This is a genomic window from Caulobacter sp. GW821-FHT10F06, assembly GCF_058809215.1.
In genome coordinates this window covers 470,476-497,228 of the sequence record NZ_JBXASK010000002.1, presented here as the reverse complement: position 1 = coordinate 497,228, position 26,753 = coordinate 470,476, and the positions used below count along the sequence as shown (strand labels likewise).

Sequence of the window (26,753 nt, the reverse complement as noted above, 5' to 3'; positions counted from 1 at the left end):
TCTGGAGGGCGCGCCGTCCATCATCGCGGGGGACAACGGCTCCGGCCCCTGCTAGCAACAGGCGTCATTTCAGTGGAGCTCGCATGCTGCGTCGCCTGTACGACTGGGTCATGGGTCTGGCTGCTTCGAAGCACGCCCCCGCCAGCCTGTTCGCCGTCTCGTTCGCCGAGAGCTCCTTCTTCCCCATTCCGCCGGACGTGATGCTGGCGCCGATGGTGCTGGCCCGCCCGGACCGCGCCTGGAGCTACGCGGCGCTGTGCACCCTGGCCTCGGTGCTGGGCGGCATCCTGGGCTATGCGATCGGCTTCTTCCTGCAGGACTTCGGCATCTGGATGATGTCGATCACCGGCCATGCCGGGGGCCTTGCCGAATTCCAGTGCTGGTACGGCAAGTACGGCGTCTGGGTGATCCTGGCCAAGGGCCTGACCCCGATCCCCTACAAGCTGGTGACCATCGCCTCGGGCCTGGCCGCCTTCAGCTTCCCGATGTTCATCATCGCCTCGGTCATCACCCGCTCGGCGCGGTTCTTCCTGGTCGCCTTCGTGGTCAAGAAGTTCGGCCCCACCCTGCTGCCGGTAATCGAACGTCGTCTGGCCCTGTTCGCCGGCGGTCTGTTCCTGCTTCTTGTCATCGGGCTGGCGGCGAGCCATTTCCTGGGAGGAAGCAGCGGAGGCGCGTGCGCCGTATGACCGACACGAACGAGCCCATCGCCACGAACGCCGGCCCCGCGCTCGATGCGCCTGTCGCCGAACCCGTTCGCGGCCCTGCGCCCACGACGGTCGTCAAGCCCGCCTCGCCATCGCTCGTGGCCCGGGCGCTGGACGGTTGGCCGGTCATCGCTTTCGTCGTCAGCGCGGCGATGCTGGCCACGGCCCACGCGTTCGAGACCTTCGGCAAGCTCGCGCCCTGCCACCTGTGCCTGAAGCAGCGTGAAGTTTATTGGGTCGCCGGGACCGTTGCCCTTATCGCCTTAGTCGCTCGCCGCTCGACATGGGCTGACAAGGTCCGTCGTCCCTTCGACCTGTTGCTGGCCGCGATCTTCCTCTACGGCGCGGGGCTGGCGGCCTTTCATGCCGGCGTCGAATGGAAGTGGTGGCCGGGTCCGACCACCTGCACCGGCGGTGGCGTGGCTGCGGCGAGCGACCTGGTGGCCATGCTCAAGGGGACGAGCTCGATCAAGGTTCCGCAATGCGACAAGGCCGCCTGGGTGTTCCTGGGTCTGTCGATGGCCGGTTGGAACGCCCTGGCCTCGCTGGGCTTCGCCCTCGCCTCGCTGACGGCCGGCCTGCGCAAGGCCGTCCGATGAGCGGCGCGGCGCCTCGTCGTCCCGGGGCCGGCGCCGCCAAGGCCCGCCTGGCCGAGATCCTGCGGGTCGACCAGGCCGGCGAGCTGGCTGCCGTCCACATCTATCGCGGCCAGGCGGCGGTCATGCGGGCCAGCCCCGGGCGCGAGCGCATCGCCGACCAGCTGAAGGAAATGGAGGGCCACGAACAGGTCCACCTTTCGCGCTTCGACGAATTGCTAACCGAGCGCGGCGTGCGTCCCACGCTGATGTCGCCCCTGTGGCGCGCGGCGGCCTTCGCCCTGGGCGCGGGCACGGCCCTACTCGGCGACAAGGCGGCCCACGCCTGCACCGAGGCGGTCGAGAACGTCATCGAGAAGCACTATGCCGGCCAGATCGAGGAGCTTCGCGACCGCGATCCCGAACTGGCCGCCGAGCTGACCCAGTTCCGCGACGACGAGCTGGGCCACCGCGACACCGCCGTCGAGGAAGGCGCGCACGAAGCCGTCGCCTATCCGCTGCTGACCGCCGTGATCCAGGCCGGCTGTCGCGCGGCGATCAAGATCAGCGAAAAGATCTGACGCTCGAGACTTGGCCTGCCGGGCGGCGACGCTTACCGATGGCGGCCTGAACCGTCTCGGGAGAGTCTCTTTTGCCCGCTCGCCACCGCGCCCTCGCCGCCGCTTTCGGCGCTGTCTCCCTGCTGGCCCTGGCCAACGTCGCGAACGCCGCCGACGCGCCCGCCAAGCCGCCCGAGACCTCGGCGCTGAGCCTCGACACCGGCGGTCCGATGCCGGCCGAGCAGGCCGCCCTGGCCTTCGACCACGCCGATCTCAGCTTCAAAATCGTCCCAGACCGCAAGGCCATCGAGGGCAAGGCGATCCTGACGCTGACGGCCAAGACGCCTCTGGACAGGCTGGTCCTGGACTTCGACCGGGTCTTTGTCATCAGCGCCTTGGCCGTCGACGGCAAGGCGCTGCCGCCCAAGGCCTGGACGAACCCCGAAGGCCGCCTCTCGATCACCCTGCCCCGCAAGCTGGCCAAGGGGCGCTCGGTGACGGTGTCGATCATCTATGACGGCCAGCCGCGCGAGGCCAAGAAGGCGCCGTGGGACGGCGGCTTCGTCTGGAGCAAGACCGAGACGGGCGAGCCCTGGATCGCCACGGCCGTGCAGGGCGAAGGCTGCGACCTCTTCTGGCCCTGCATCGATTATCCGACCGGCGAGCCCAAGTTGGTCGACCTGCACATCACCGTGCCCGCCCCGCTGGTCGCGCCGGCCAATGGCGTCTTCCTGGGCATGACCGAGACGGACGGTTGGCGGACCTACAACTGGCGGGCCAAGACCCCCAACACCTACGCCATCGCCCTGGACGTCGGCCCCTATGAGGAGTTGTCGGCCACCTACCACAGCCGGTTCGGCGACAGCTTCCCCATGACGTACTGGAACCTGAAGGGCCGCGAGGAGAAGGCCAAGGCCCTGTTCGCCGAGTTCACGCCGATGCTGGACTTCTACGAGCAGATGATCGGCCCCTATCCGTTCCGCGACGAGAAGATGGGCGTGGTCGAAACTCCGCACCTGGGCATGGAGCACCAGACGATCAACACCTACGGCAACGAGTACAAGAAGGACGCCTACGGCTTCGACTGGCTGCTGCAGCACGAGTTCGCCCACGAGTGGTTCGGCAACCAGCTGACCGATCTCGACAACGACGACATGTGGCTGCACGAGGGCTTCGGCAGCTATATGCAGCCGCTCTATTCGCAGTGGCTGCACGGCGACATGGAATACATGGCCCGCCTGAACACCATGCGCGGCGATATCAAGAACAAGTCTCCGATCGTCTCGGGCAAGCAGCTGCGCGAGGACGACGTCTACAACCCCGAGCGCGGGCCTGGGAACGACATCTACTTCAAGGCCGCCAACGTCCTGCACACGCTGCGGACGCTGATCGGGGACGAGGCGTTCTTCAAGGCCACGCGCCTGATCGTCTATGGCCGCGACGATCCCAAGCCGGGCAACTTCGCGCCGCGCTACGCTGGCACCAAGGACTTCATCAAGATCGTCAACGACGTGACCGGCAAGGACTACGGCTGGTTCTTCGACGTCTATCTGTATGAGGCCGCGCCGCCCGAACTGGTCGAGACCCGCGACGGCGGTGATCTGCTGTTGCGCTGGAAGACGCCCAAGAACAAGCCGTTCCCCATGCCGGTCGAGGTCTCGGTCGGCGGCAAGGTCACCGTCTTGCCCATGGCCAAGGGCGAGGGCCGGATCACCGTGGGCGACGCCGTGCCGGTGATCGTCGATCCAGCCTCGAAGGTGCTGCGCCGCCAGCCCTATGTCGAGGCGTTCCAGGCCTGGAAGAAGGCCAGGGACGACGCCGCCAAGGCCGAGGCCGACGCCAAGAAGAAGGCCGAGGAGGCCAAGGCCGCCAAACCCTGACGGCGCAAGGCCCGGTCATCTCTTGTTGACCGTGTTCGTTCACCAGATTTGCGTGACGCCCAAGCTATGGAAACGCTCCAGTCGAGAGTCGAACCATGCTGACGCCAAATCGTGTTGTGACCGGGGCCCGCGCCGTCCTGCTGATCGGATCGGTGGTCGCCGCCATCCTGATGTTGGGCCCGTTCCAGGGCATGGAGCGGATCTTCGACATGTCGGACAAGACCGCCCACGCCCTCGCGTTCGGCGCTCTGACGGCGATCTCGTTCCTGGCTTTCCCGCGGATGCGTCGCGCCGACTTGGCCCGGAGCGCCCTGATCCTGGGCGCGGCGGTCGAGGTCGTGCAGATCTTCGATCCGGGCCGGAGCGCCAGCTTGGCCGACTGGGCCGCCGACGCCGCGGGCATCCTGACCATCTATGGGGCCAGCCAGATCGAGATGCTGCGCAAGACGGCGCGCGAACATGGCGACATGTCGCTGGCCGCGCTGGCCGCAATGGATCGCCGCAAGACCCGCAAGCGGGTCAAGATCGTCATCGAGCCGGGCCAGGCCCTGCCGCGATCGGCGCGCTTCGCCGACCGCGCCTCGGCCCGCTTTCCGCGCGGCGCCGCCTGATCAGGTGATGCGCTTGACGCTGACCGGGTCGCTGCCCGGGAAGCTCTCTTCCAAGCCTTCGTCCAGCAGGGCTTCCTGACGGCTTTCCGAGCACTCGACCTTCTCGGCCAACTGATCGTGCTTTTCGCCGTCCTGCAGCGGCTCGACGATCCGCGCGTGCGGGGCGTCGAAATGCTTATCCTCGGGCCGAACCTTGGCTTCGGACGCCATGTCGGCGGTCGAGGCGCTGGTGCCATGGGTGAAATGTCGCTGTTCGGCGTCGTGATGGCCGCGGTTCATGGTCGTCTCCCGAGACGTTTCTTGTCCCTAGGAAACCCATGGCTAGACCGTTGGGTTGCATCCGCGCGGCCTGGACGTCGCACGCGCCAAGGCTGTCCGGCCGCTGAAAAGCCCCGGTCTACAGGCCTTCCGCGAGCGCGGGGGCCTCGATCGCCTCGGCGTCGTCGGGACGCGCGGCCTCGCACAGCTTGCGCAGCTGCTTGAGCATGCTGGGGCCGCTGATCTGGCTGGGGGCGTCGGAAAAGCCCTCCTGCTTCAACTGGCGGCGGATGTCGGAAATCGTGGAATACTCGCCGGAGCGCGCCAGTTGGAAGGCGCGTTCCAGGGTGGTTGGACGATTGGTCATGGGATGATCGTACAGGATACGGCGTCCAACAGCGAGGCTTGTTACGAACCGGAACAGGCTTGGCCAGCAAACGTTGGTGTGTCTCACCGAGAGGACACGACCATGATGGATGCCAACACGAAGCACGACGGCTCGAGCCCGGGCGTTCTCGGCGACGAGTCCCAGGCCCAGGATCTGGGCCAGCCGGGCCACCCGGAGAACCGCGTCACCGAGAGCGACGTCAAGGAAGCCTTCCAGAACGAGAACACGCCGGCCACCAAGTTCGTCGAGCCCACGCCGGAAGGCGAAAAGCACGACCAGTTGGCCGACCATGTCGAGCTGGCGGAGGATCGCCAGGAAGCCCTGATCGACGAGAGCCTCGACGAGAGCTTCCCGGCCAGCGATCCGCCCAGCGCCAAGCGCATTACCTGACGCTAGACGTCGCCTTCACGCCTCCAGTTCGATGTCCCAGTAGAGGTAGTCGAGCCAGCTGGCGTGGAGGTGGCCCGGCGGGAACCGGCGGCCGCGATCCTGCAACTCATGCATGCTGGGGCGGCGCGCCGTATGAAACGGCTGCATGCCCGCCTCACGCGGCGTGCGGCCGCCCTTGTGCAGATTGCAGGGCGCGCAGGCCGTGACGATGTTTTCCCACGTCGTGCGACCGCCGCGCGAACGCGGGATCACGTGATCGAAGGTCAGGTCATCGGGCGCGCCGCAGTACTGGCACGTGAAACCATCGCGCAGGAACAGGTTGAAGCGGGTGAAGGCCGGCGGCCGGTCCTGAGGGACATACTGCTTCAGCGACACGACGCTGGGCAGCTTCATCTCGAACGATGGCGAGTGGACGACGTGGTCATAGGTGGAGACCACCTCGACGCGTTCCAGGAACACCGCCTTGATCACCTCCTGCCAGGGCCAGAGGGACAGCGGATAATAGCTGAGGGGCCGGAAGTCGGCATTGAGCACCAGAGCCGGCATGCCGGATGGCGGACGGGAGAGAACCTGCATCAGGACCTCCCTTGGGAGCCGGACAGGCCCCTATGAAGCGGATACGCGATCGGACTGAAGACGGGCCTCCTTCCTACGCATTCAAAGGGAATCGCCATTCATTCCCGAACGCATTCGAAGGATGATCCAACTCCGCGACGGAACCAAGACATCTGTCTACAAGCGATCAGAATGGTGGAATTTCGCCCGTCTTGACCGCGCCGTAGCATCGCCAGAGCAAATGGGCCGCGACGCCGCGATAGGGCTTCCAGGCCTCGGCGCGCAGATAGGCCTGCTTTTCGTTGGGTCGGACCTGCGCGCGATCGGCCCAGCGCATGGCTTCCTGCAGGGCGACATCGCCGCCCGGGAAGACATCCAGTCGCCCTTCGCAGAACATCAGATAGGTCTCGGCCGTCCAACGGCCGATCCCCTTGACCGCCATCAGGGCCGCAGAGGCTTCGTCGTCGGTCATGTGGCGCAGAGCGTCGAGGTCGCAGAGACCCGAGACATGGGCCTCGGCGATGGCGCGGGCGTAGCGGACCTTGGGGCGCGACAGGCCCAGGCCCTGCAGGTCGACATCCTCAAGCGCCAGAACGGCGGCCGGTGCCACCTCTCCCAGCCCGGCCTCGACCCGCGCCCAGATGGCGGCGGCCGAGGCCAAGGACACCTGTTGATAGACGATCAGCCTCAGCAGGCCGGCGAAACCCGGCTGGGCCGCGCGCCATGGAAACTCCGGCGTCACCGCTTCGATCGCCGCGAGGGCGGGATCGATCGCGGCGAGATGGGCGCGGGCGTGCCGAATCTGGTCGGCGCTGGGCGAACGGTCCGTGGTCACGGCGCGACCTGACCATCGCCCAGCGAGGTCGGCAACCCGATCCTTGCTAGTCGATGGCGACGATCTCGACTTCGCCGCCGGCCACCATCGCGGTATCGCCGATCGTCTTGCCCAGCAGGGCCCGGGCCAGGGGCGAGACATAGGACACCGAACCCTCGGCGGGATCGGCCTCGTCCTCGCCGACGATGCGGAAGGTCTGGCGACGGCCGTCCTCGCGATCGAAGGTCACGGCCTGACCGAAGTGGACGATGTCTTCGGGACCGGTCGGCTCGGTCAGCTGGGCGCTGGCGCGGCGGGCGGAGTAATAGCGCAGGTCGCGGGTTGCCCGCGCCATGGCGGTGCGATCCTCGGCGACGCCCCCGGTGGCCTGAGCGGCGCTGTAGGCCGCGCGCGCCTCGGCCAGCCAGGTCTCGAGCTGTTCGAGCCCACGGGCGGTCACGAGATTAGGATTGGGCGAGATGGGCCGGTCGAGCAGGTCGGCGGCGAAGGCCTCGCTGTCGCCTTCCTTGGTGAAGGCGACGCTCATCGGCGGAAGTCTGGAGTGAAATTACGCATGGGCTGGAAATCCGGAGAGCAGCGAGACGTTCCCCACTCGGGTCTCGGTTTCCTCGTGCTACCGCCCGGCGCGAACAGGTTCAAGCGCGGCGGCGAACGCGACGGCGGAGCGGGATGCCAACTCCGCCGTTCGCGGACAAATCGAAGCTTACAGAACCACGCTGATCAGGGCGCCGGCGACGGCCAGGGCGAGAACGACGAAATAGCCGCCGGCCATGCGGTCGAAGGCGGTTTCAAAAGCGGTGAGCGAACGAAGCATGACGAAGATCCCTCTTTGGTATGCGCCCCGCCGTTGGTTCGGTCGTGGGCTTGCCCGATCTGGACGGTGTTTAGATAACACCAATCTGAACGCCGTCAAGATGATCTTTACAGCGTTTGGATGAAATTTTAGAAAGGAAGGGCTAGAGTGAGGCCGATGACCAGCGCAGCCACAGAATCCCGCCCCTATCACCACGGCGATCTCAGCCGCGCCCTCGTCGACGCCGCGCGTCGAATCCTCGAGAGCGAAGGTCCCGCCGCCCTGTCGCTCCGCGCCGTCGCCCGCGAGGCCGGCGTCAGCCCGGCGGCGCCCTACCACCACTTCAAGGACAAGGGCGAACTGCTGGACGCCGTCGCCCACGAAGGCTGGGTGGCGCTCGACAGCGCCCTGACCGAAGTCCGCGCCAAGGCGACCGACGCGCGCGACCGGATGACCAGCATCGGTGTGACCTATGTGCGTTTCGCCCGAGACAACCCTGCGCTGTACCGAGTTATGTACGATTGCTCGCGAGACAAGGACGCCCTTCCAGAGAAAATGAAGGAAGAAGGCGCCTACTGCCAGGTGCGCAACACCATCTCCGAACAGTCGGGCGGCGGCGTCGCCGATATCGATCTGGAACTGGCGACCATCGCCGCATGGTGCGCGGGCCATGGCCTAGCCGAGATGATCAGCTTCAAGCAGTTCGCACCGCTGAAGGAGCTGCTGGGCGGCGAGGAAGCGTTCCTGCGCGCCGTGTTCGAGCACCTGGGCATGTTCGCGAAGTTCGACCAGGCCTGATCCCTTGGTCTTCGCCACCCGGTTCGCGCCGTCGCCGACGGGCTATCTGCATCGCGGCCACGCCTTTTCCGCCCTCTCCGCCTTCGAGGCCGCCCACGCCGCAAGCGGCCGGTTCGTGCTGAGGATCGAGGACATCGACGCCACCCGCAGCCGGCCGGAATACGAGGCCGCGATCCTGGACGACCTGGCCTGGCTCGGCCTGGACTGGGAGAAGCCCGTCCGCCGGCAGTCCGACCACCTGGCCGACTATCACGCCGCCATCGAGGCGCTGCGCCAGCGCGGCCTGGTCTATCGCTGCTTCAAGACCCGCAAGGAGCTCGATATCGGCCGCGCGCCGCATGAGCCGCAGACGCCGTTCGTCGGCGCTCCCCTGCCCGCCGACGAGGAAGCCGCGCGCCTGGCGCAGGGCGAGGCCTTCGCCTGGCGGCTGTCGCTGGCGGCGGCGCGAGAGGCGCTGGGCGGGTTCGAGGGCTTGAGCTTCGTCGAGGACGGCGCCGGGCCGGCTGGTGAAACTGGCCTTATCGCCGCTCGTCCCGAAACCGCCGGCGACATCGTGCTGGCTCGCAAGGACGTCGGCGTGGCCTATCATCTGGCCGTGGTGCTGGACGACGCCCTGCAGGACATCACCCATGTGATCCGGGGCGAGGACCTGTTCGAGGCCGCGCATATCCAGCGTCTGCTGCAAGCCCTGCTGGACCTGCCCACGCCGACCTATCGCCACCATCGTCTGCTGACCGGACCGGACGGCAAGCGCTACGCCAAGCGCGACAAGGCCCAGACCCTGCGTGAGTTGCGGGCCGAGGGGATGACGCCGGAGGCCCTACGGACTGAAATGGGCTTCGCCTAGGGTTTCACCCAATAGCGATAGTTATAGGCCGGGCGAAATCCCTCGATCTCGTAGAGCGCGATGGCCGGCGTGTTGTCGGCCTCGACCTGCAGATAGGCCTGGGACGCGCCCAGCGCGGCGGCTTCGGCCAGCAGCGCCTTCAGAATACGGCGCGCCAGGCCCTTGCGGCGATGGTCGGGCGCGGTGCGCATGCCGAAGACGCCCGCCCAGTCGCCCTCGACGGCAGACGCCCCGATGGCCGCCGGCGCGCTGCCGACATCCAATCGGGCGAAGCGAGCGGGCGACGCGATGCGGGCCAGGGTCTCCAGCCGCTCCCGGGCGTCGGCGAGATTGCCGCCCGCCGAGGCGGTGAACACGGCCTCGAAACTGGGATCGGGCGCGGCGAACAGGGTCACATCCGGATCGGCGCGACCCAGCGCCGGCCCGATCATCACCAGGGTCTTCTTGCAGTCGACATAGCTGCGGCGGGCCAACCGCTCGGCAAGGTCGTCGGGCGCCATGGCGCCGTCGGTCAGCTTGAAGCGCGGCGGCAGGCCCCGCGCGATCAGCCAGGCCTCGGCTGCGTCGATCGCCGTCTCGACGTCGCGGTCCGGCGCGGACAGCGGCCAGCAGGCGTTGGAGCGCATCGACCAACCGTCCGCCGCGTTCAGCCGCCAGCCACCTAGTGCAGCCCGTTCGCGCGCCGGCCAGGCGCGGTCGGCGATCGGCTCCAGGACGGCGGGATCGATCACCCCTATTTCTCGGCCAGCAGCTTCTCGACCAGGCCGCGCGCCTCGGGGCTGGACCAGTCGGCGTCGCCGGACAGGCGAGCGCGTTCGCGGCCCTGCTTGTCGTAGATCACCGTGGTCGGATAGCCCGCCGCGCGGGGATCCAGGTCGAACGACAGCTTGTAGGACGGGTCGCGATAGATCTTCAGCGGCGGGTTGGCCGCCATCTCCGCCTGGACGAGGTTGAGGTCCGAGTCGCGATCGACGCTGATGGGCAGCACCTTCACCGGCTGGGCGGCGTAGGCGCCGGCCAGCTTGGCCAGGGTCGGCATCTCTTTCTTGCAGGGGGCGCACCAGGTGGCCCAGAGGTTCATCACCACGACCTGGCCCTTGAAATCGGCAAGGGTTGTCGACTTTCCGGCCTCGTCGAAGAAGGTCGTGCCCGGCGCGGCGCGCGGCGTGGCGGGCACATCCAGCTTCGCCAGCGAGGCGCGCTTGAATTCGTTGAGGTCGGCGGGACCTGAGGGTTTGAACGAAGCGGCGGCGATGACGTATAGAACCGCCGCGGCGCCGACGAGCATGACGGCGCCGATCGCCCATTTCAGGACGTCGCGCTTCGGCGCGGTCGTTCCGTTATCACCCGACTGGACTTCGCTCATATGACCGACAACGCCTCCAAGAAACCCGACGCCGCCACGGGCGGAGAGGGTCAAGCCATGTGGGGCGGCAGGTTCTCGGCCAAACCGGCGGAGCTGATGCAGGCGATCAATGTCAGCATCGGCTTCGACAAGCGCCTGTGGGCGCAGGATCTGGCGGGCTCCCGCGCCCACGCCGGGATGTTGATCAGCCAAGGCGTCATTGCAAGCGAAGACGGCGCGAAAATCCTCGAAGGCCTCGCGACCATCGAGGGCGAGATCACGTCCGGGACCTTCCCGTTCCGCGACGAGTACGAAGACATCCACATGAACATCGAGGCGCGGTTGCGCGAGCTGATCGGCCCGACGGCCGGCCGGCTGCACACCGCCCGGTCGCGCAACGACCAGGTGGCCGTCGACTTCCGCCTGTGGGTTCGCGAGGCCTGCGACCGCTCGGCCGCCCAGCTCGACGCCCTGCAGCGCGCGCTGCTGGCCCAGGCTGAGCAGTATGCCGACGACCTGATGCCGGGCTTCACCCACCTCCAGCCGGCCCAGCCGGTGACCTTCGGCCACCACCTGATGGCCTATGTCGAGATGTTCGGCCGCGACGCCTCCCGCTTCCGCGACGCCCGGGCACGAATGAACGAGTGCCCGCTGGGCGCGGCCGCCCTGGCCGGTTCGCCCTTCCCCATCGACCGCCACGCCACGGCCAAGGCCCTGGGCTTCGATCGCCCGACCGCCAATTCGCTGGACAGCGTCTCTGCCCGCGACTTCGCGCTGGAGTCCCTGTCGGCGGCCTCGATCACCGCCACGCACCTGTCGCGCCTGGCCGAGGAGATCGTGCTGTGGACGACGCCGATGTTCGGCTTCATCAAGCTGACCGACGCCTTCACGACCGGCAGCTCGATCATGCCGCAGAAGAAAAACCCGGACGCCGCCGAGCTGATCCGCGCCAAGGTCGGCCGCATCCTGGGCAGCCTGACGACCCTGACCGTGGTCATGAAGGGCCTGCCGCTGGCCTATTCCAAGGACATGCAGGAAGACAAGGTCCCGACCTTCGAGGCCTTCGACGCCCTCGAACTCAGCCTTCTGGCCATGGCCGGCATGGTGTCGGACCTGACGCCCAACACCGACAAGATGGCCCAAGCGGCCGGCGCGGGGTTCTCGACCGCCACCGATCTGGCCGATTGGCTGGTGCGGACGCTGAACATGCCTTTCCGCGACGCCCACCACGTGACAGGTTCGGCCGTGAAGACGGCCGAGGGCCTAGGCGTGGATCTGGCGGATCTCTCCCTGGAGCAATTCCAGGCGATCGAGCCGAAGATCACCGCCGAGGTCTATGCCGTCCTCACCCCGGCCGCCTCGGCGGCTAGCCGCATCAGCTACGGCGGGACCGCTCCCGCCCAGGTCCGCGCCCAGATCGCGCGTTGGAAGGAACTGCTCGGATGACCCTGCGCCCCCTCGCTCTTCTGACCCTCGCCGCGCTCAGCCTCGCCGCCTGTGGCAAGCAGGCCGCGCTGGAGCGCCCCGCGCCGATGTGGGACGCCCAGAAAAAGGCCGCCTATGAAGCCGAGCGCCGCGCGGCGTCCGGCACGGCCAACAAGCCGGCCCGCATCGGCGGCACGCAGGAAATCATGGATCCGGCGTCCAGCAACCGCACCGTCCGCGCCGCGCCGCTGGCCGGCACGGCCCCGAACCCGTTCGGCGGCGTCTCGGCGGCGGGCTTCCCCGGCGCGACCCCCAACTAGGCTTTGATGTGAACCACTTCGAATACGGCCCCGAGGGCCTGGCCTGTGAAGGCGTCCCCCTGGCGCGCATCGCGGCCGATGTCGGCACGCCGGTCTATGTCTATTCCCGCGCCACGCTGGAGCGGCACTTCACGGTGTTCCGCGACGCGCTGGCCTCGGCCGGCGTCGTCGATCCGCTGATCGCCTATGCGGTGAAGGCCAATTCCAACGTCGCCGTGCTGAAGGTGCTGGGCGACCTGGGCGCCGGGGCCGACACGGTCTCCGAAGGCGAGGTCCGCCGCGCCCTGGCCGCCGGCATCCCCGCCGATCGCATCGTCTTCTCGGGCGTCGGCAAGGCCCGCCGCGAGATCGAATTCGCGCTGAAGGCCGGCGTCGCCGAGATCAATGTCGAGTCCGAGCCCGAGCTGAACCTGATCGCTGACGTCGCGGCCAGCCTGGGCCTGAGGGCGAAAGTCGCCTTCCGGGTCAATCCCGATGTCGCGGCCGGCGGTCACGCCAAGATCGCCACGGGCAAGGCCGAGAACAAGTTCGGCGTCTCGTTCGCCGAGGCCGCGCGCCTCTACGCCAACGCCAGCAACAACGCCAATCTCGAGCCGATCGGCGTGGCCTGTCATATCGGCAGCCAGATCACCGACCTGGCCCCCATGCGCGCCGCCTTCACCAAGATGCGCGGCCTGGTCGAACAGCTGCTGGGCGAAGGCCTGTCGGTGGAACGCCTCGACCTGGGCGGCGGCCTGGGCGTGCCCTATTTCAACATGCCGACACCGCCCTCGCCCGCCGACTTCGCGGCCATGGTCGGCGAGGTCGTCAAGGGCCTGCCCGTCAAGCTGGCCTTCGAGCCGGGCCGGGTGATCGCCGCCAACGCCGGCGTGCTGGTCAGCGAGGTGATCCACGTCCACGGGCGGCCCGAGGGCAAGCGCTTCCTGGTCATCGACGCGGCCATGAACGACCTGATCCGCCCGGCCATGTACGACGCCTTCCACGACATCCGCCCGCTCATCAAGCGCGACGGCGAAGCGGTCTATGACGTGGTCGGCCCGATCTGCGAGACCGGCGACACCTTTACCCGCGATCGCCAGATGCAGTCGCTGGCGGCGGGCGAGCTGGTGGCCTTCATGTCGGCGGGCGCCTACGGCGCGGCGATGGCCAGCGAGTACAACACCCGCCCGCTGGTGCCCGAGGTGCTGGTCGACGGGGACAGGTTCGCGGTCATTCGCGCACGACCGTCCTACGACGAGATGCTGGCCCGCGACCTGGTCCCCGACTGGGTCTGAGGCCGGACACGACTTCGCGGCTTCATGCGGTCGACCCGCTGAAGGTTAGAGGGAGGCGGCGGAGCGTCCGGGCCAGGCCCGGATGAGTGGGTGTAGAGGAGTACCGTTTCGGCCTAGGCCGGAGCGCTCCGCGCGATCGATTTTCCGGTGAGCCTTCGAGACGCGGGGTTTTAACCCGCTCCCGATTTCAGCCCCCGACGGGCGGAAGGGAAGCGACCCTTCCGGACCGCGCGAGCGATTTCAGCTCGCGCCTGGAGCGCTCACCGCCGTCGCCGGGCTTTCCACGGGCGGGTTACTGATCGATTTGCCCGGCGAGACCCTCTCGGGAATTACACACCTCGAACCGATCCCCGCTCGGGACTGCATCGACGACGGTCAGGCGAGCGCGACCCGCTCGACCGCCCCCGCCACCCGTCAGGTCGCCAGCTGGACGGCCTCCCCAGTGGCGGGGCGAGGAGAAGTCTACGGGCGATTTTGGCCGTGAGGCGTCGATTTTAGATCGTGACGCCAAGTGGTCGACCTAGGACGTTGAATTTGTTGGGCCGAAGGGGCGGCAATGCTCGCGGTAGCGCGGGAATAGCCGCAGCGCCGGTCCAGACCGGTGATCGGCCACGGCGGCGCACAGCCCCGCCGCGGCCTTTCTCTTACCGGCGACTACGCCGCCGGCTCCGCGATACCGATGGGCTCAACGCTGTCGGGGTTTTGCGGCGCGTCGAAGCGGTCGGCGTTCATCACCTTGGTCCAGGCGCTGACGAAGTCTCGGACGAACTTCTTCTCATGGCCCGCCTCGGCATAGACCTCCGCGACCGCGCGCAACTGGCTGTTGGAGCCGAAGATCAGGTCGGTGCGGGTGGCCCGCCACTTCTCGTGGTCGCCGCCGCGGTCATAACCGATGAAGGCCTCGTCGGCGCTCGTATCGACCACCTTCCAGAAGGTGGCGTTGTCGAGCAGGTTGACGAAGAAGTCGTTGGTCAGCTGGCCCTTGCGGTTGGTGAACACCCCCTCCGGCGCGTCCTTATGGTTGGCGCCCAGCACGCGCAGCCCGCCCAGCAGAACCGTCATCTCCGGGACCGACAGGCCCAGTAGCGACGCCCTGTCGAGGAGCAGCTCCTCGGTCTTCACGGTGTGCTTGGTCTTGAGGTAGTTGCGGAAGCCGTCCGCGACCGGCTCCATCACCGCGAAGCTCTCGGCGTCGGTCCAATCGGGCGTCGCATCGCCGCGCCCACCCGTGAACGGGACCTCGACGTCGAAGCCGGCGTCGCGCGCCGCCTTCTCGACCGCCGCCGAGCCCGCCAGAACGATCGCGTCGGCGATCGAAAGCGAACCGCGCAGCGCATCGATCCTGGCCAGGACCTGACCAAGCTCTTCCGGCTCGTTGACGGCCCAGGTCCGCTGCGGATCGAGCCTGATGCGCGCGCCATTGGCGCCGCCGCGGTGATCCGAGCGCCGATAGGTCGAGGCCGACGCCCAGGCCGTCTTCACCAGCTGACCGACGCTGAAGCCGGCATCGAGGATCTTGGCCTTGAACGCCGCCACCTCGGCGTCGGACGGCGTGGCGCCGGCCGGAACGGGGTCCTGCCAGATCAGGTCTTCCTGCGGCACTTCCGGGCCGAGGTAGCGAACCTTGGGTCCCATGTCTCGGTGGGTGAGCTTGAACCAGGCCCGCGCGAAGGCGTCCTTGAACGCCTCATGGTCGTTGCGGAACCGCTCGGAGATGGCGCGGAACTCGGGATCGACCTTCAGCGCCATGTCGGCCGTGGTCATCATGGTCGGGACCTTCTTGCCCGGAACGTGAGCGTCCGGCGCCATGTCCTCTTCGCGCTGGTTGATCGGCTGCCACTGCTGGGCGCCCGCCGGGCTGCGCACCAGCTCGTACTCGTAGTCGAACAGCAGCCGGAAATAGTTCGCCGACCACTCCGTCGGCGTGTTCACCCAGGTGCCTTCGATGCCGCTGGTCGTCGTGTGCTCGCCGAAGCCGCTCTCGTGAGCGTTCGACCAGCCCAGCCCCTGCAGCGCGATATCGGCGCCCTCCGGAGCCGCGCCGACCAGGCTCGGGTCGCCCGCGCCGTGGGCCTTGCCGAAGGTGTGGCCGCCGGCCGTCAGCGCGACGGTCTCTTCATGGTTCATCGCCATGCGCTCGAACGTGGCCTTGATGTCGCGCGCCGACTGCAGGGCGTCGGGCACGCCGCCCGGCCCCTCGGGATTGACGTAGATGAGGCCCATCTGGATCGCCGCCAGCGGCTGCTCCAGTTCAAGCTGCTCTTCGGGCAGGATGCGGGTCTTGTTGTCCGGGTGCCCAACGAACTGCTCCTCGGATCCCCAATAGATGTCGCGCTCGGGCTCGAACACGTCGCGGCGTCCGCCGCCGAACCCGAAGACCGGGCCGCCCATGGATTCGATCGCGACGTTGCCGGCCAGGATGAAGAGGTCGGCCCAGCTGATGTGCTTGCCGTACTTGCGCTTGATCGGCCACAGCAGGCGCCGCGCCTTGTCGAGATTGCCGTTGTCCGGCCAGGAATTGAGCGGCGCGAAACGCTGCTGGCCGCTGTTGGCGCCGCCCCGCCCGTCGGCGGTGCGATAGGTGCCGGCGGCGTGCCACGCCATGCGAATGAAAAGCCCGCCGTAGTTGCCGTAGTCGGCCGGCCACCAGGGCTGGCTGTCGGTCATCAGCGCGGTGAGATCGGCCTTCAGCGCCTGATAGTCGAGCGCGTTGAAGGCGGCCGCGTAGTCGAAGTCGTCGCCCATCGGGTCGGACGAAAGTCCGCCCTGGTTGAGGACGTCCAGCGGCAGGGCCTCGGGCCACCAATCCTTGTTCTGCCTGCCGAGCAGAGAGCGGACCGTCGACGGCTTTTGCACTGGGCAGCCGCCAGCAACATCACCAGCTTTGGCGTCCATGTCTTCCTCCTGCGCGTTTGATCGCGCCCAAAAACTAGGCGCGATGAGATAGCGAAGGAAGAGGCGAAACTTGGTCGAAGTTCTCGAGGACGCGATCATCCGGCGGCCACGCGGCCGCCGGAGCGCCGGCTTGCCGCTCGATCAGTCCAGCGCGCCGATGTACGGCAGGCCGCGGCTCTTGCCCTCGTCGTCCAGGCCGTAGCCGACCAGGTAGCGCGCCGGGGCTTCCCAGGCGACGAAGTCGGGCTCCATGCCGCGATCGGTGGGCCAGGGCTTGCGGGCGAAGACGGCGGTGAGGACTTCGCTGGCGCCGGCGTCCTTCACGAGGCGCGAGGCCTCGCTGAGCGACAGGCCGCTGTCGAAGACGTCGTCCACCACCAGGGCGCGGCGACCGACCAGCGGGCGTTGCAGGTCGGCGCGAACCTCGCAGCGGCCGGTGCTCTTGCGCTCGTCATGGTAGGAGGCCAGCCACAGGGCGTCGAAGCGGACATTGCGTCCGGCCTTCCACAGGGCCCGGGTCAGGTCGGCGGCGAACCACAGGCCGCCGGTCAGCAGGCAGACAGCGACGGTGTCGTCGTCGATGCGCGGGGCGATGGCGTTGGCGAGGGCCTGGACGCGCTCGGCGATCTCGGCTTCCGAAATCAGGACTTCGGGGTGGGTCAGGTCATTCATGATGCGCGGGTTCGTGAGAGTCGGTGGGAGGGGCTTCCTCCGATCCGGTCTCATGTCCCGGGGGTTCATGTCCAGCCGCTTCGCCTTCGGCGGCGGCTTCCTGTGCTCCGCGAAGGGCCAATTCGGGTTCGGCGCCGTGGGCGGCCGGGGTTTTCAGGGCGGCTTTCACCGCCTTGGCGGCGCCGGGCTCCAACGCGAAGTCGATGACCAGGTCCTTGGCGGTGCGCGGCGGATCCAGGATCGTGATCGAGAAGTGGCGGATCTCGCTGGGCGGGATCTTGGGATCGGCGGCGGCGGCGATGCGGCCGGCCACGCGCTTGTCCTTGCCGTTGCGCAGCTCCACCCGCAGCGGCGGGGCGATCACGGCGTGCTCGGTGATGTTGCGCATGACGCCCGTGATGGTGACGGCCGCGTGGCCATCCTCCAGCGACGGCTCGGCCTTGATGTTCTCGATGACCAGGCCGACGGTGTTCACCGGCAGGCCGACGCTGGCGTAGGCTCCCGCCGTGGTGGGCCATAGGCGCACCACGTCGATGCGGAAGATCAGGGCCCCGACCACCATCACCGCCATGGCGGCGGCCATGCCGGCCCAGACCACGCCCGTGGTGGTGGCTTCGCGCAAGCGGCGCTCGGCGTCGGCGCGGGCGCGGAACACCTTTGGCAGCTCCTCGCCCGGCAGGGCGCTGACCGGCGGTTCGGGTTCGGAATCGCCGGCCGAGGCGGTCGCCGCGGCGACCCCGCTGGCGTCCAGCGCGGTCAGGGCCGCTTCGCCGGCCGAGGCGGCGGCGGAAGGCTCTTCGAAGAGGTCGAGGGCGTCCTCGTTACGGGCGGTCCACCGGTTCCCGCACGAGGCGCAACGCACGACGCGACCCGCCGACCCGACCTTGGAGTCGTCGACGAAATAGCGGCTGGCGCACTCCGGACAGGTTAGTATCATGGCCTCGAATCGTACGCCCCTCGCGTTAACAAATGGGGTCGCCGATTTTGCCCCTGATGTCCAGAAAGCCCGGCGGGACCTCCTTGCGGATCGACGCAGAACAGGGCGACGACGCCCTTCCCGTGGTCCGCTTCGAAGGCGTGTCGATGCGCTACGGTCGAGCGCCGGAAACCCTAAGGGACATTGGGTTTTCGCTGGCTCCCGGCTCCTTCCATTTCCTGACCGGCGCCTCGGGCGCGGGCAAGAGTTCCCTGCTCAAGCTGATCTATCTGGCCCACCGTGCGTCACGGGGTCGCGTGGAGCTTTTCGGCCGCGATGTAAGCCTGGTGGCGAGCTCGGACCTGCCGTTCCTGCGTCGCCGGATCGGCGTGGTTTTCCAGGAATTCCGGCTGCTGGAGCACCTGTCGGTGTTTGACAACGCCGCCCTGCCGCTGCGCATCCTGCAGCGCAAACCCGCCACCTATCGCGACGACGTCGCCGAGCTGCTGACCTGGGTCGGACTGGGTGAACGCATGCACGCCCTGCCCGCCACCCTGTCGGGCGGCGAGAAGCAGCGCCTGGCCATCGCCCGCGCCGTGGTCGACCGCCCGGACGTGCTGCTGGCCGACGAGCCGACCGGCAATGTCGATCCGGCCATGTCGCTGCGGCTGCTGCGGCTGTTCGTCGAGCTCAATCGCCTGGGCACCACGGTGCTGATCGCCACCCATGACGAGGAGCTGGTCGCGCGAGCCGCCCGCCCGACCCTGCATCTCGAACACGGCCGCCTGGTGGATACGGGAGACGGGCGATGAGCGAGGTGTTCCAGGTCGACCGCTGGCGGCCCGGCCCGCTGCTGCCGCCGCGCGACGCCCGGGACGGCTCGCTTGTGTTCGTGGTCGCGGTGCTGTGCTTCCTGGCCTGCCTGACCGCCCTGGCCGCCCTGGCCGCCAACCGCGCCGCCGAGGGCTGGACCAACCAGCTGACCGGCTCGGCCACCGTGGTGGTCCGCGCGCGCTCCGGCGAGACGCCCGACAGCGCCGCCGCCCGCGCCGCCGAGGCCCTGGCCGGGGTCCGCGGCGTCAGCGAGGCCCGGGCCATGACCCGCGACAAGGCCGAGGCGCTGCTGGCTCCCTGGATCGGCAAGGACGCCCTGGTCGAGGACCTGCCCACCCCGCGCCTGGTGACCCTGGATCTCGACCCGAAGGCGCCGGCCTCCGCCGCCGCCCTGAGCCAGGCGCTGAAGGCGGCCGGGGTCGACGCCGTCGTCGACGATCACAGCCAGTGGATCGCCGACATCGAGCGCAGCGCCGCCCTGGCCCGCTGGGCCGCCGTCGGGGTCTTCGCCCTGATCGCGGCGGCGGCGGCGGCGGTGATCGCCTTCGCCACCCGCGCCGGCCTGGCCTCGCGCCACGACGTGATCGAGGTGCTGCACTTCTCCGGCGCCGAGGCGGGCTTCATCGCCGGCCTGTTCCAGGGCCGTTTCGCGGCCATGGCGGCGCTGGCGGGCTTGCTGGGCGGCGCGGGCGCGGCCATCATCGGCGCGGGTGCGCGCTATCTGGGGGGCGGCGCGGGCCTGGCGCCGGTCCTGCCCTTGGCCTGGATCGACCTGCTGGCGCCGCTGCCCTGCCCGCTGATCGCCGCCCTGGTCGCCGGCTTCACCGCCCGGATGGCCGCGCTTCGCCTGCTCAGGAGCATGCCGTGAAAAGCCTTGCCGCCCTTCTGATCGTCGCCATGGTCTGGGCCCTGGGCCTGCTGGCCTTCTCCGGTCGGGTCGAGCAGTCGACCCCGGCCAAGGAGCCGCCGATTGCCGACGCCGTGGTGGTGCTGACCGGCGCCTCGAACATCCGGCTGGAGGCGGCCACAAAGCTGCTGGAGGCCGGCAAGGGCAAGCGCCTGCTGATCAGCGGCGTCAATCGCGAAGCCACCCGCGCCGATGTGCTGAACGTCACCAAGGCCGTCAAGCCGATCTATGACTGCTGCGTCGACCTGGGCTTCGCCGCCGCCAACACCCTGGGCAACGCCAAGGAGACCTCGGAGTGGGCCAAGGCCAAGGGCTATGACAGCCTCATTATCGTCACGGCCGACTATCACATGCCCCGCTCGATGCTCGAGCTGCACGCCGCCATGCCCAGGACCACGCTCTACGCCTATCCGGTGGTCACCGAGGGCCTGGACGTTCATCACTGGTGGAAGACCAACATCACCGCGCGGCGGATGATCGTGGAATACTGCAAGTACCTGGCGATCCTGGGACGCGAGACGTTCCTGAGCCTGGGACCCAAGGAGAAAGCCGGGCAACCGGCGGAGAAGACGTCTTGATCCAACTGCGTTCGTTTCTGTTCCAGGTCTATTTCTGGATCTGGTCAGCCTTCACGGCGATCTGGATGCTGCTGCTGCTGCCCCTGCCGCGCGCCCTGAACACCGCCGCGCTGTCCTTCTGGTCGAAAGGGCTCTTCTTCGGTCTGCGCTGGATTTCGGGCATCAAGGTCGAGGTGCGGGGCCGCGAGAACCTGCCCACCGGTCCGGCCCTGGTCGCCGCCAAGCACCAGTCGATGTTCGACGTGTTCAGCCAGTTCGGCCTGCTGCCCGACGCCTGCTTCGTGATGAAGAAGGAGCTGCTGAACGTGCCGCTGTTCGGCTGGCACGGCCTGAAGGCCGGCATGATCGTCGTCGACCGCGCCGGCCATTCCACGGCGCTGAAGAAGCTGGTGCGCGACACGCTGGACCGGATGAAGGAGGTCCGGCAGGTGGTGATCTTCCCCGAAGGCACCCGCGGCGACGTCGGCGTTCCGGGCGACTACAAGCCCGGCATTGCGGCCCTCTATCGCGAGCTGGACATGCCGGTCACGCCCCTGGCCCTGAACTGCGGCGTCCACTGGCCCAAGGGCTTCCTGCGTCCGCCGGGCACGATCGTCTTCCATTATCTGGAGCCGATCCCCGCCGGCCTGAAGCGCGGCGAGTTCATGCGCGAGCTGCAGACCCGGATCGACACCGCGACCAAGGCGCTGGAGGACGAGGGGGTTTGAGGATCCCTCTCTCTATGAGAGAGGGAAACTAAGCGGCCGTCTCCCGCGCCTGCACCAGCGTCAGCAGCGCTTCCATCGACTGGTCGCGCACGCCGTCCTCGCGCAGGTGGCCGACAAGGTCGCTGAGATAGTCGATGTTGCGCCCCGACAGCCCCTTGGCGCCGGCGATCAGGTCGGCCTGCTGCTCCAGGGTCAGGGCTCCCGCCCACTGACTGTGCTTCATGTCCGACAGGAAGACCAGGGCCTGCGCCTTGCCGTTCCCATCGATCTTCACCTCGCTCCAGGCTTCGAAATAGGTCTCGGTCGGCTGCTCGCGTTCGCGCAGATAGGCGTAGACCTCTTCCCAGGCCGTGGCCGCCACGCGGTAGGCCACGCCCCGCACCGCGCCGCCGGGGGCCAGGCCCAGGACCAGGCCGGGACGCTCGTAGGTGCCCCGGTGATGCACCGAATAGATGCAGAAGGCCCGGCGCCGACCGTGGAGCACGGCCGTTCTTCGGTCTATGAACGGGAACCCGGGACGCCACATGAGCGATCCGTATCCGAAGACCCAGCGATCGCCGCCTTCTACGCTCATAACCAATCCCGACTGGACGCGCCCACTTCATGACCCATAACGACGCCGCCCCGTCCCGCAAAGCCCGCCGTCGCGGCCTGCTCACGCCTTTTCTCATCGCGCTGGCGTTTGCATCAGCCTGGTGCGTCGGCTGGTTCTGGCTGCGCGGCCAGGCCGAGCAGCGCATGGACGCGGCCTCGGCCTCGCTGAAGGCGCGCGGCTATGACCTGTCGTGGAGCGCCCGCACCTTTTCGGGCTTTCCGTTCCGGCTGGACGTGACCCTGGCCGACGCCCGGGTGGCCGAGCCGTCGGGCTGGGCGCTGAAGATCCCCGAGCTGAAGGGCGAGGCGATGATCTACGGCCTGGATCACTGGGTGGCGACCGCTCCGCGCGGCGCCCTGCTGACCCGTCCGGACGGCGGCGACGTGGCCATTGCCGGCCAGGTGCTGCGCGCCAGCATCGCCGGCCTCGACGAACGCCCGCCGCGCATCTCGATCGAGGGGGTCAAGCTGGTGTTCTCGACCTCGCCCCAGGCCCGTCCGTTCCCGCTGAGTTCGGCCGAGTCGATGCAGCTGCACCTGCGGCCCGGTCCCGACGACCAGGGCGCGATCCTGTTCAAGGCCGGCGGCGCGCGCGTCAATTTCACGGGCCTGCTGGGCCGCATCGCCCAGGAGAACCTGGCCGACATGACCCTGGACGCGCGCCTGACCCGGGTCTCGTACCTGAAGGGCGACAACTGGGCCGATGCGGTGCGCGACTGGACCGCCGCCGGCGGCAACATCACCATGCACGACGCCAAGATCACCGCTGGCGAAGCCGAGGGCGCGGCCAAGTCCGGGGCGCTGAGCGTCGACTCCGACGGTCGCCTGCAAGGCTCGCTGGAGGTGGCCCTGAAGGAACGCGTCGATGCCAACACCAAGATCCGCACGCCCGAGCAGGCCGCCGCCGCAGTCGCCCAGGCCCTGGGTCGCGAGCCTGTGATCGAGGCCAGCCTGATGTTCCAAGAGGGCCGCACGCGCCTTGGCACGATCGACACTGGCCCCTCGCCGCGCGTCTACTGAGCGGCTCACCGCGCAAGTTTCTTCCCGGGAATACCGGCTATTGCGCCGGCGGCGGCAAGGACTATGGTCCGGCCTCCAATTTCGGGGATAAACATGGGTACCGACGCGGCCGACGCGCCTTTGTCGCTGGACGAGGTCCGATGGCGACTCGACGCCATTGATGGCGAACTTCTGAAGCTGCTGGACGAGCGGGCCGCCCTGGCCAGTTCGGTGGCGGCGGCCAAGCGCGCGGCGGGCGACACCGGCTTTGGCCTGCGCCCCGGCCGCGAGGCGATGATCGTCCGCAAGCTCCTGGCCATGCCGCGCAAGGCGGCCAACAACGCCCTGGTCATCCGCATCTGGCGCGAGGTGATGAGCGACAACCTAGCCCGCCAGGGCCCCTATCACCTGTCGGTCTGGGGCGGGAAGGACACCGCCCGCGCCGTCGAGCTGACCCGGCTGCGCTTCGGAACCGCGCCGCGCATGCAGGTCCTGGCCGAGCCCAAGGACGTGCTGGCCGCGGCCAAGACGCCCTGGGGCGTCGGCGTGCTGGCCCTGACGCCCGACAGCGCCTGGTGGGGCCGCCTGCTGGCCGAACCGAAACTCAAGATCTTCGCCGCCCTCCCCTGCTTGAGCGCCTGGGGTCCGCAGGCCGCGCTGGCGGTTGCGGAAGTCGAGGTCGAGCCCACCGGCGGCGACCAGACCTTCTGGGTGACCGACTCGCCCAAGAGCGCCAACGCCATCGTCGAGGCCCTGGGCCAGGACGGCGTCGCCGCCGAGCCCCTGGCCGAGGCCGGCGGGCTGAAGCTGTTCTCGCTGGTGGGTTTCTTCATGTCCGGCGACGAGCGCCTGGCCCGGGCTCCGGGCAAGCTGACAGGCGTGATCGGGGCTGCGCCGACACCCTTCGACGTGTAAGACGACCGCCAAGTTCCACCCGAGTAGCCGAGATGACCGCTCCGACCTCCGACCGCTTCGCCGCGCCGCGCCCCACCCCCAAGGCGGGCCTGATGGACATCCACGCCTATGTCGGCGGCAAGTCGAAGATCGAAGGCGTCGCCCATCCGGTGAAGCTGTCGAGCAACGAGAACGTTCTGGGCTGCAGCGACAAGGCCAAGGACGCCTATCGCAACGCCGTCGACCGCCTGCACATCTATCCCGACGGCAAGGCCAATATCCTGCGGACGGCCGTGGCCGCGCACTACGGCCTGGAGGCCGAACGCCTGACCTTCGGCGACGGCAGCGACGAGATCTTCGCCCTGCTGTGCCAGGTGTATCTGGAGCCCGGCGACAATGTGGTGCAGGGCGAGCACGGCTTCGCCGCCTACGCCATCGGCGCCCGCGCCTGCCAGGCCGAGGTCCGCTTCGCCAAGGAGCCGAACCAGCGCATCGACGCCGATGAGGTGGTGAAATGCGTCGATGAGCGCACGCGCCTGGTGTTCATCGCCAACCCCGCCAACCCGACCGGCACCTGGCTGACGGGCGAGGAAATCCGCGCCCTGCACGCGGCCCTGCCGCCGTCGGTGCTACTGGTGCTGGACGGCGCCTATGCCGAGTTCGCCACCGATCCGCGCTTCGAGGACGGCCTCGACCTGGCCCGCACGGCCGAGAACGTCATCGTCACCCGCACCTTCAGCAAGATCCACGGCCTAGCCGCCCTGCGCGTCGGCTGGGGCTACGCGGCGCCGGGGATCATCGAACCGATCGAGCGTATCCGTCCGCCGTTCAACACCTCGATTCCCGGCCAGGAAGCCGCTGTCGCCGCCCTGGCCGATGTCGAATTCCAGGCCCGCTCGGTGGCGCTGGTCGAGCAATGGCGGCCGTTCCTGACCCAACAGCTGGGCGGGCTTGGCCTCGAGGTAACGCCGTCGGCGGCCAACTTCGTGCTGGTCAACTTCCCCAAGGTCCCGGGCAAGACCGCGCCGGAGGCCGAGGCGTTCCTGGCGTCCAAGGGCTATCTGGTCCGCGCCGTCGGCAACTACGGCCTGCCCGACGCGATCCGCATCACTATCGGCCAGGAAGAGCACAACCGCGCCGTGGTGGACCTGCTGGCCGAGTTCGTGGGTCGCTGATGTCCCCCTCATTCGCTCATCCCCGCGAAAGCCGGGACCCAAGCCGAGCTTGGGGTTTCGCTCAGAACCAGACCGGCCAATCCAGCTTGGGTCCCCGCCTTCGCGGGGATGAGCGGTTGTTGGGGGCGGGATTAAAAACGGTCTGTAACCATGTCTAATCCCGGCATCCTCTATCCCAAGATGACCGTGATCGGCTGTGGCCTGATCGGCGGTTCGGTGATCCGCGCGGCGCGCGCCCAGGGCGTGGTCGGCGAGGTCACCGTCGCCGACGCCAGCGAGGCGCACCGCGCCCGCGTTGTCGAGCTGGGCATCGCAGAGCACGTCACCGGGGACATCGCCGAGGCCGTGAAGGACGCTGACCTGGTGGTCATCGCCACGCCGGTGCTGTCGGTCCCCGAACTGGCCAGCCTGGTGATCCCGGCCATGAAGCCCGGCGCCACCCTGACCGACGTCGGCTCGACCAAGGCCAATGTCGCCGAGGCCTTCCGCGCCCAGGACATCTCGAAGATCTTCGCCATTCCCGGCCACCCGATCGCCGGCACCGAGCAGTCGGGCCCCGACGCCGGCTTCGCCGAGCTGTTCGAGAACCGCTGGACGATCCTGACCCCGTTCGAGAGCGACGACGAGCACTACGCCGCCGCCGTCGCCAAGCTGTCAGCCTTCTGGCGGTCCTTCGGGGCCCAGGTCGAGCTGATGGAGGAAAAGCACCACGATCTGGTGCTGGCCGTCGTCAGCCACCTGCCCCACCTGATCGCCTACACCATCGTCGGCAGCGCGGCCGATCTGGAGAACGTCACCGAGAGCGAGGTCATCAAGTTCTCGGCCTCGGGCTTCCGCGACTTCACCCGCATCGCCGCCAGCGACCCGACCATGTGGCGCGACATCTTCGTGGCCAACAAGGACGCGGTGCTGGAGATGCTGGGCCGGTTCACCGAAGACCTGCAGGCCATGAGCCGCGCTATCCGCTGGGGCGACGCCGACACCCTGCACAGCCACTTCACCCGCACCCGCGCCATCCGCCGGGGGATCGTCGCCGCTGGCCAGGAAAGCGCCGAGCCGAACTTCGGACGCGATCGCGGGAAGCACTAGCGATGGACCGCCAGCGCGCGCTCGCCCTGTTGCTGGCGGCCGTCGCGCTGGGCTTGATCGCCTGGGGTCTGGCCGTCGCCTTCAAGGTCCAGGTCAAGATCGACTTCCCCCCCTTCGAACCGGCCTCGTCCCCAAGGAGCGCGCCATGAACGGCTATGCCTGGCTCGCCGTCGCCATCGTCGCCGAGGTGATCGCCACCTCGGCCCTGAAGGCGGCCGAGGGCTTCACCCGTCCGCTGCCGTCAATCATCACCGCGGTCGGCTACGGCTTGGCCTTCTACGCCCTGTCGCACACGCTGAAGTTCGTGCCCGTCGGGATCGCCTACGCCATCTGGTCGGGGATCGGCATCGTTCTGGTCACCGGCATCGCCTGGGTGATGTACCGCCAGCGCCTGGACGCGGCCGCCCTGGTCGGGATCGCGCTGATCCTGGCGGGCGTGCTGGTGATCAACCTGTTTTCAAAGAGCCACTAGAGCTCTTTGACGGGCCGATGCATGGCACGCGGCCGCGCCGCGTATCGCCGTAATATCGCCGCAACAAATCGGGCAGATCACGCTGGACGGGACATCAAGTCGGAAGGACACCCCCACATGCGTCGCCACATCATCGCCGCCGCCCTGGCCTCGATCACCACCCTCGCCGCCGGCGCGGCCATGGCCCAGATGCCGTCGCCGGAAACCATCATCAAGGCCTGGGACAAGAACGCCGACGGCGGCGTCGACAAGGCCGAGTGGGTCGCCGCGGGCCGCAAGGAAGAGCGGTTCACGACGGCGGACGCCGACGGCGACGGCAAGATCACGGTCGAGGAACTCAAGGCCGGCATGGCCAAGATGCGCGCCGCCCGCCAGCAAGGCGCCGGCAAGGACGCTCCCCCGCCCGCGCCGCCGGCCGAAACCCCGCACTAAGCGGCTTCGTCAGACCTGAAGGACGCCG

34 protein-coding genes are annotated in these 26,753 nt (G+C 68.4%); 22 read left to right on the top strand and 12 right to left on the bottom strand.

Annotated features, from left to right (window positions below):
* The first annotated feature begins 83 nt into the window (after positions 1–83).
* The 5 genes from AC1RUS_RS05590 (at position 84) to AC1RUS_RS05570 (ending at position 4,333) form a co-directional block, all read left to right on the top strand.
* Positions 84–689 (top strand): YqaA family protein, encoded by a 606-nt coding sequence (locus AC1RUS_RS05590; protein WP_492913860.1) that lies wholly within the window; start codon positions 84–86, stop codon positions 687–689.
* Positions 686–1,306: a disulfide bond formation protein B gene (locus AC1RUS_RS05585; protein WP_492913858.1), complete on the top strand. Its 621-nt coding sequence runs from the start codon at positions 686–688 to the stop codon at positions 1,304–1,306. Before AC1RUS_RS05590 ends, AC1RUS_RS05585 begins: the two co-directional genes overlap by 4 nt.
* Positions 1,303–1,863 carry a demethoxyubiquinone hydroxylase family protein gene (locus tag AC1RUS_RS05580; RefSeq protein WP_492913856.1) on the top strand — a complete coding sequence of 187 codons (561 nt, stop codon included), beginning with the start codon at positions 1,303–1,305 and terminating at the stop codon, positions 1,861–1,863. Before AC1RUS_RS05585 ends, AC1RUS_RS05580 begins: the two co-directional genes overlap by 4 nt.
* Positions 1,864–1,934: 71 nt before the next feature.
* Positions 1,935–3,722: a M1 family metallopeptidase gene (locus AC1RUS_RS05575; protein WP_492913854.1), complete on the top strand. Its 1,788-nt coding sequence runs from the start codon at positions 1,935–1,937 to the stop codon at positions 3,720–3,722.
* Positions 3,723–3,817: 95 nt separating this feature from the next.
* Positions 3,818–4,333 carry a VanZ family protein gene (locus tag AC1RUS_RS05570; RefSeq protein ID WP_492913852.1) on the top strand — a complete coding sequence of 172 codons (516 nt, stop codon included), beginning with the start codon at positions 3,818–3,820 and terminating at the stop codon, positions 4,331–4,333.
* Here the strand turns inward: AC1RUS_RS05570 and AC1RUS_RS05565 are convergent, their stop codons facing one another.
* Together AC1RUS_RS05565 and AC1RUS_RS05560 are read right to left on the bottom strand one after the other, a co-directional pair.
* Complete coding sequence (locus AC1RUS_RS05565; RefSeq protein ID WP_492913850.1) at positions 4,334–4,612, bottom strand: hypothetical protein; 279 nt, start codon at positions 4,610–4,612, stop codon at positions 4,334–4,336.
* A gap of 118 nt (positions 4,613–4,730) precedes the next feature.
* Positions 4,731–4,958: a hypothetical protein gene (locus AC1RUS_RS05560; RefSeq protein ID WP_492913849.1), complete on the bottom strand. Its 228-nt coding sequence runs from the start codon at positions 4,956–4,958 to the stop codon at positions 4,731–4,733.
* 102 nt (positions 4,959–5,060) lie between these two features.
* On the opposite strand from AC1RUS_RS05560, the gene AC1RUS_RS05555 reads away from it, so the two are divergent.
* Positions 5,061–5,369 (top strand): hypothetical protein, encoded by a 309-nt coding sequence (locus AC1RUS_RS05555; RefSeq protein WP_492913847.1) that lies wholly within the window; start codon positions 5,061–5,063, stop codon positions 5,367–5,369.
* A 15-nt stretch (positions 5,370–5,384) separates the two neighbouring features.
* Here AC1RUS_RS05555 and AC1RUS_RS05550 read toward each other — a convergent pair whose 3' ends face one another.
* The 4 genes from AC1RUS_RS05550 to AC1RUS_RS05535 form a co-directional block, all read right to left on the bottom strand.
* Complete coding sequence (locus AC1RUS_RS05550) at positions 5,385–5,948, bottom strand: HNH endonuclease (protein ID WP_492914150.1); 564 nt, start codon at positions 5,946–5,948, stop codon at positions 5,385–5,387.
* Positions 5,949–6,111: 163 nt separating this feature from the next.
* On the bottom strand, positions 6,112–6,759 hold the full coding sequence (locus tag AC1RUS_RS05545; RefSeq protein ID WP_492913845.1) for a DNA-3-methyladenine glycosylase family protein: 648 nt from the start codon (positions 6,757–6,759) through the stop codon (positions 6,112–6,114).
* A gap of 46 nt (positions 6,760–6,805) precedes the next feature.
* The gene (gene greA, locus AC1RUS_RS05540; protein WP_492913843.1) at positions 6,806–7,285 is read right to left on the bottom strand and encodes a transcription elongation factor GreA; all 480 of its coding nucleotides are present in this window, start codon (positions 7,283–7,285) and stop codon (positions 6,806–6,808) included.
* A gap of 177 nt (positions 7,286–7,462) precedes the next feature.
* Complete coding sequence (locus AC1RUS_RS05535; RefSeq protein WP_492913841.1) at positions 7,463–7,573, bottom strand: hypothetical protein; 111 nt, start codon at positions 7,571–7,573, stop codon at positions 7,463–7,465.
* Positions 7,574–7,729: 156 nt separating this feature from the next.
* Between AC1RUS_RS05535 and AC1RUS_RS05530 the strand changes: the two genes are divergently transcribed.
* Together AC1RUS_RS05530 and gluQRS are read left to right on the top strand one after the other, a co-directional pair.
* Positions 7,730–8,350, top strand: a complete 621-nt coding sequence (locus tag AC1RUS_RS05530) for a TetR/AcrR family transcriptional regulator (RefSeq protein ID WP_492913839.1) — start codon at positions 7,730–7,732, stop codon at positions 8,348–8,350.
* A gap of 4 nt (positions 8,351–8,354) precedes the next feature.
* The gene (gluQRS, locus tag AC1RUS_RS05525) at positions 8,355–9,197 is read left to right on the top strand and encodes a tRNA glutamyl-Q(34) synthetase GluQRS (RefSeq protein WP_492913837.1); all 843 of its coding nucleotides are present in this window, start codon (positions 8,355–8,357) and stop codon (positions 9,195–9,197) included.
* Here gluQRS and AC1RUS_RS05520 read toward each other — a convergent pair.
* Both AC1RUS_RS05520 and AC1RUS_RS05515 read right to left on the bottom strand, forming a co-directional pair.
* A complete protein-coding gene (locus AC1RUS_RS05520; protein ID WP_492913835.1) occupies positions 9,194–9,928 on the bottom strand; it encodes a GNAT family N-acetyltransferase in 735 nt (244 codons plus the stop codon). The genes gluQRS and AC1RUS_RS05520 overlap by 4 nt on opposite strands.
* A 2-nt stretch (positions 9,929–9,930) precedes the next feature.
* Entirely contained in the window at positions 9,931–10,563 is a 633-nt protein-coding gene (locus AC1RUS_RS05515; protein ID WP_492913834.1) for a TlpA family protein disulfide reductase, read from the bottom strand.
* Here AC1RUS_RS05515 and argH point away from each other — a divergent pair, their 5' ends adjacent.
* From argH to lysA, 3 genes are read left to right on the top strand one after another with little or no spacing between them, the layout of a single operon-like run.
* Positions 10,564–11,988 carry an argininosuccinate lyase gene (argH, locus tag AC1RUS_RS05510; protein WP_492913832.1) on the top strand — a complete coding sequence of 475 codons (1,425 nt, stop codon included), beginning with the start codon at positions 10,564–10,566 and terminating at the stop codon, positions 11,986–11,988.
* Positions 11,967–12,287, top strand: coding sequence for a hypothetical protein (locus tag AC1RUS_RS05505; RefSeq protein ID WP_492913830.1), 321 nt, complete (start codon positions 11,967–11,969; stop codon positions 12,285–12,287). Before argH ends, AC1RUS_RS05505 begins: the two co-directional genes overlap by 22 nt.
* Before the next feature lie 8 nt (positions 12,288–12,295).
* The gene (gene lysA, locus AC1RUS_RS05500) at positions 12,296–13,561 is read left to right on the top strand and encodes a diaminopimelate decarboxylase (RefSeq protein WP_492913829.1); all 1,266 of its coding nucleotides are present in this window, start codon (positions 12,296–12,298) and stop codon (positions 13,559–13,561) included.
* Between the two features lie 654 nt (positions 13,562–14,215).
* Here lysA and katG read toward each other — a convergent pair.
* The 3 genes from katG to AC1RUS_RS05485 form a co-directional block, all read right to left on the bottom strand.
* Positions 14,216–16,456 (bottom strand): catalase/peroxidase HPI, encoded by a 2,241-nt coding sequence (gene katG, locus AC1RUS_RS05495; protein WP_492913827.1) that lies wholly within the window; start codon positions 16,454–16,456, stop codon positions 14,216–14,218.
* Between the two features lie 141 nt (positions 16,457–16,597).
* Positions 16,598–17,182: a phosphoribosyltransferase gene (locus AC1RUS_RS05490; protein WP_492913824.1), complete on the bottom strand. Its 585-nt coding sequence runs from the start codon at positions 17,180–17,182 to the stop codon at positions 16,598–16,600.
* Positions 17,121–18,065, bottom strand: coding sequence for an MJ0042-type zinc finger domain-containing protein (locus tag AC1RUS_RS05485; protein ID WP_492913822.1), 945 nt, complete (start codon positions 18,063–18,065; stop codon positions 17,121–17,123). Before AC1RUS_RS05485 ends, AC1RUS_RS05490 begins: the two co-directional genes overlap by 62 nt.
* An 83-nt stretch (positions 18,066–18,148) precedes the next feature.
* Between AC1RUS_RS05485 and ftsE the strand changes: the two genes are divergently transcribed.
* From ftsE to AC1RUS_RS05465, 4 genes are read left to right on the top strand one after another with little or no spacing between them, the layout of a single operon-like run.
* A complete protein-coding gene (ftsE, locus tag AC1RUS_RS05480; protein ID WP_492914148.1) occupies positions 18,149–18,856 on the top strand; it encodes a cell division ATP-binding protein FtsE in 708 nt (235 codons plus the stop codon).
* Positions 18,853–19,746, top strand: a complete 894-nt coding sequence (locus AC1RUS_RS05475; RefSeq protein ID WP_492913820.1) for a cell division protein FtsX — start codon at positions 18,853–18,855, stop codon at positions 19,744–19,746. Before ftsE ends, AC1RUS_RS05475 begins: the two co-directional genes overlap by 4 nt.
* On the top strand, positions 19,743–20,363 hold the full coding sequence (locus AC1RUS_RS05470; protein WP_492913818.1) for a YdcF family protein: 621 nt from the start codon (positions 19,743–19,745) through the stop codon (positions 20,361–20,363). The genes AC1RUS_RS05475 and AC1RUS_RS05470 overlap by 4 nt, the downstream gene beginning before the upstream one ends.
* On the top strand, positions 20,360–21,070 hold the full coding sequence (locus AC1RUS_RS05465; RefSeq protein ID WP_492913816.1) for a lysophospholipid acyltransferase family protein: 711 nt from the start codon (positions 20,360–20,362) through the stop codon (positions 21,068–21,070). Before AC1RUS_RS05470 ends, AC1RUS_RS05465 begins: the two co-directional genes overlap by 4 nt.
* A 28-nt stretch (positions 21,071–21,098) precedes the next feature.
* On the opposite strand, the gene AC1RUS_RS05460 is transcribed toward AC1RUS_RS05465, so the two are convergent.
* Positions 21,099–21,644 (bottom strand): gamma-glutamylcyclotransferase, encoded by a 546-nt coding sequence (locus AC1RUS_RS05460; protein WP_492913814.1) that lies wholly within the window; start codon positions 21,642–21,644, stop codon positions 21,099–21,101.
* A 29-nt stretch (positions 21,645–21,673) separates the two neighbouring features.
* Between AC1RUS_RS05460 and AC1RUS_RS05455 the strand changes: the two genes are divergently transcribed.
* From AC1RUS_RS05455 to AC1RUS_RS05425, 7 genes are all read left to right on the top strand, one after another.
* Positions 21,674–22,684, top strand: a complete 1,011-nt coding sequence (locus AC1RUS_RS05455; RefSeq protein ID WP_492913812.1) for a DUF2125 domain-containing protein — start codon at positions 21,674–21,676, stop codon at positions 22,682–22,684.
* Positions 22,685–22,777: 93 nt separating this feature from the next.
* Positions 22,778–23,578, top strand: a complete 801-nt coding sequence (locus AC1RUS_RS05450) for a chorismate mutase (protein ID WP_492913810.1) — start codon at positions 22,778–22,780, stop codon at positions 23,576–23,578.
* A 32-nt stretch (positions 23,579–23,610) separates the two neighbouring features.
* The gene (gene hisC / locus AC1RUS_RS05445; RefSeq protein WP_492913808.1) at positions 23,611–24,732 is read left to right on the top strand and encodes a histidinol-phosphate transaminase; all 1,122 of its coding nucleotides are present in this window, start codon (positions 23,611–23,613) and stop codon (positions 24,730–24,732) included.
* 150 nt (positions 24,733–24,882) lie between these two features.
* Positions 24,883–25,821 (top strand): prephenate/arogenate dehydrogenase family protein, encoded by a 939-nt coding sequence (locus tag AC1RUS_RS05440; RefSeq protein ID WP_492913806.1) that lies wholly within the window; start codon positions 24,883–24,885, stop codon positions 25,819–25,821.
* Positions 25,822–25,823: 2 nt separating this feature from the next.
* On the top strand, positions 25,824–25,970 hold the full coding sequence (locus AC1RUS_RS05435; protein WP_492913804.1) for a hypothetical protein: 147 nt from the start codon (positions 25,824–25,826) through the stop codon (positions 25,968–25,970).
* A complete protein-coding gene (locus tag AC1RUS_RS05430; protein ID WP_492913802.1) occupies positions 25,967–26,293 on the top strand; it encodes a DMT family transporter in 327 nt (108 codons plus the stop codon). The genes AC1RUS_RS05435 and AC1RUS_RS05430 overlap by 4 nt, the downstream gene beginning before the upstream one ends.
* A gap of 117 nt (positions 26,294–26,410) precedes the next feature.
* On the top strand, positions 26,411–26,725 hold the full coding sequence (locus tag AC1RUS_RS05425) for an EF-hand domain-containing protein (RefSeq protein ID WP_492913801.1): 315 nt from the start codon (positions 26,411–26,413) through the stop codon (positions 26,723–26,725).
* Positions 26,726–26,753 lie beyond the last annotated feature (28 nt).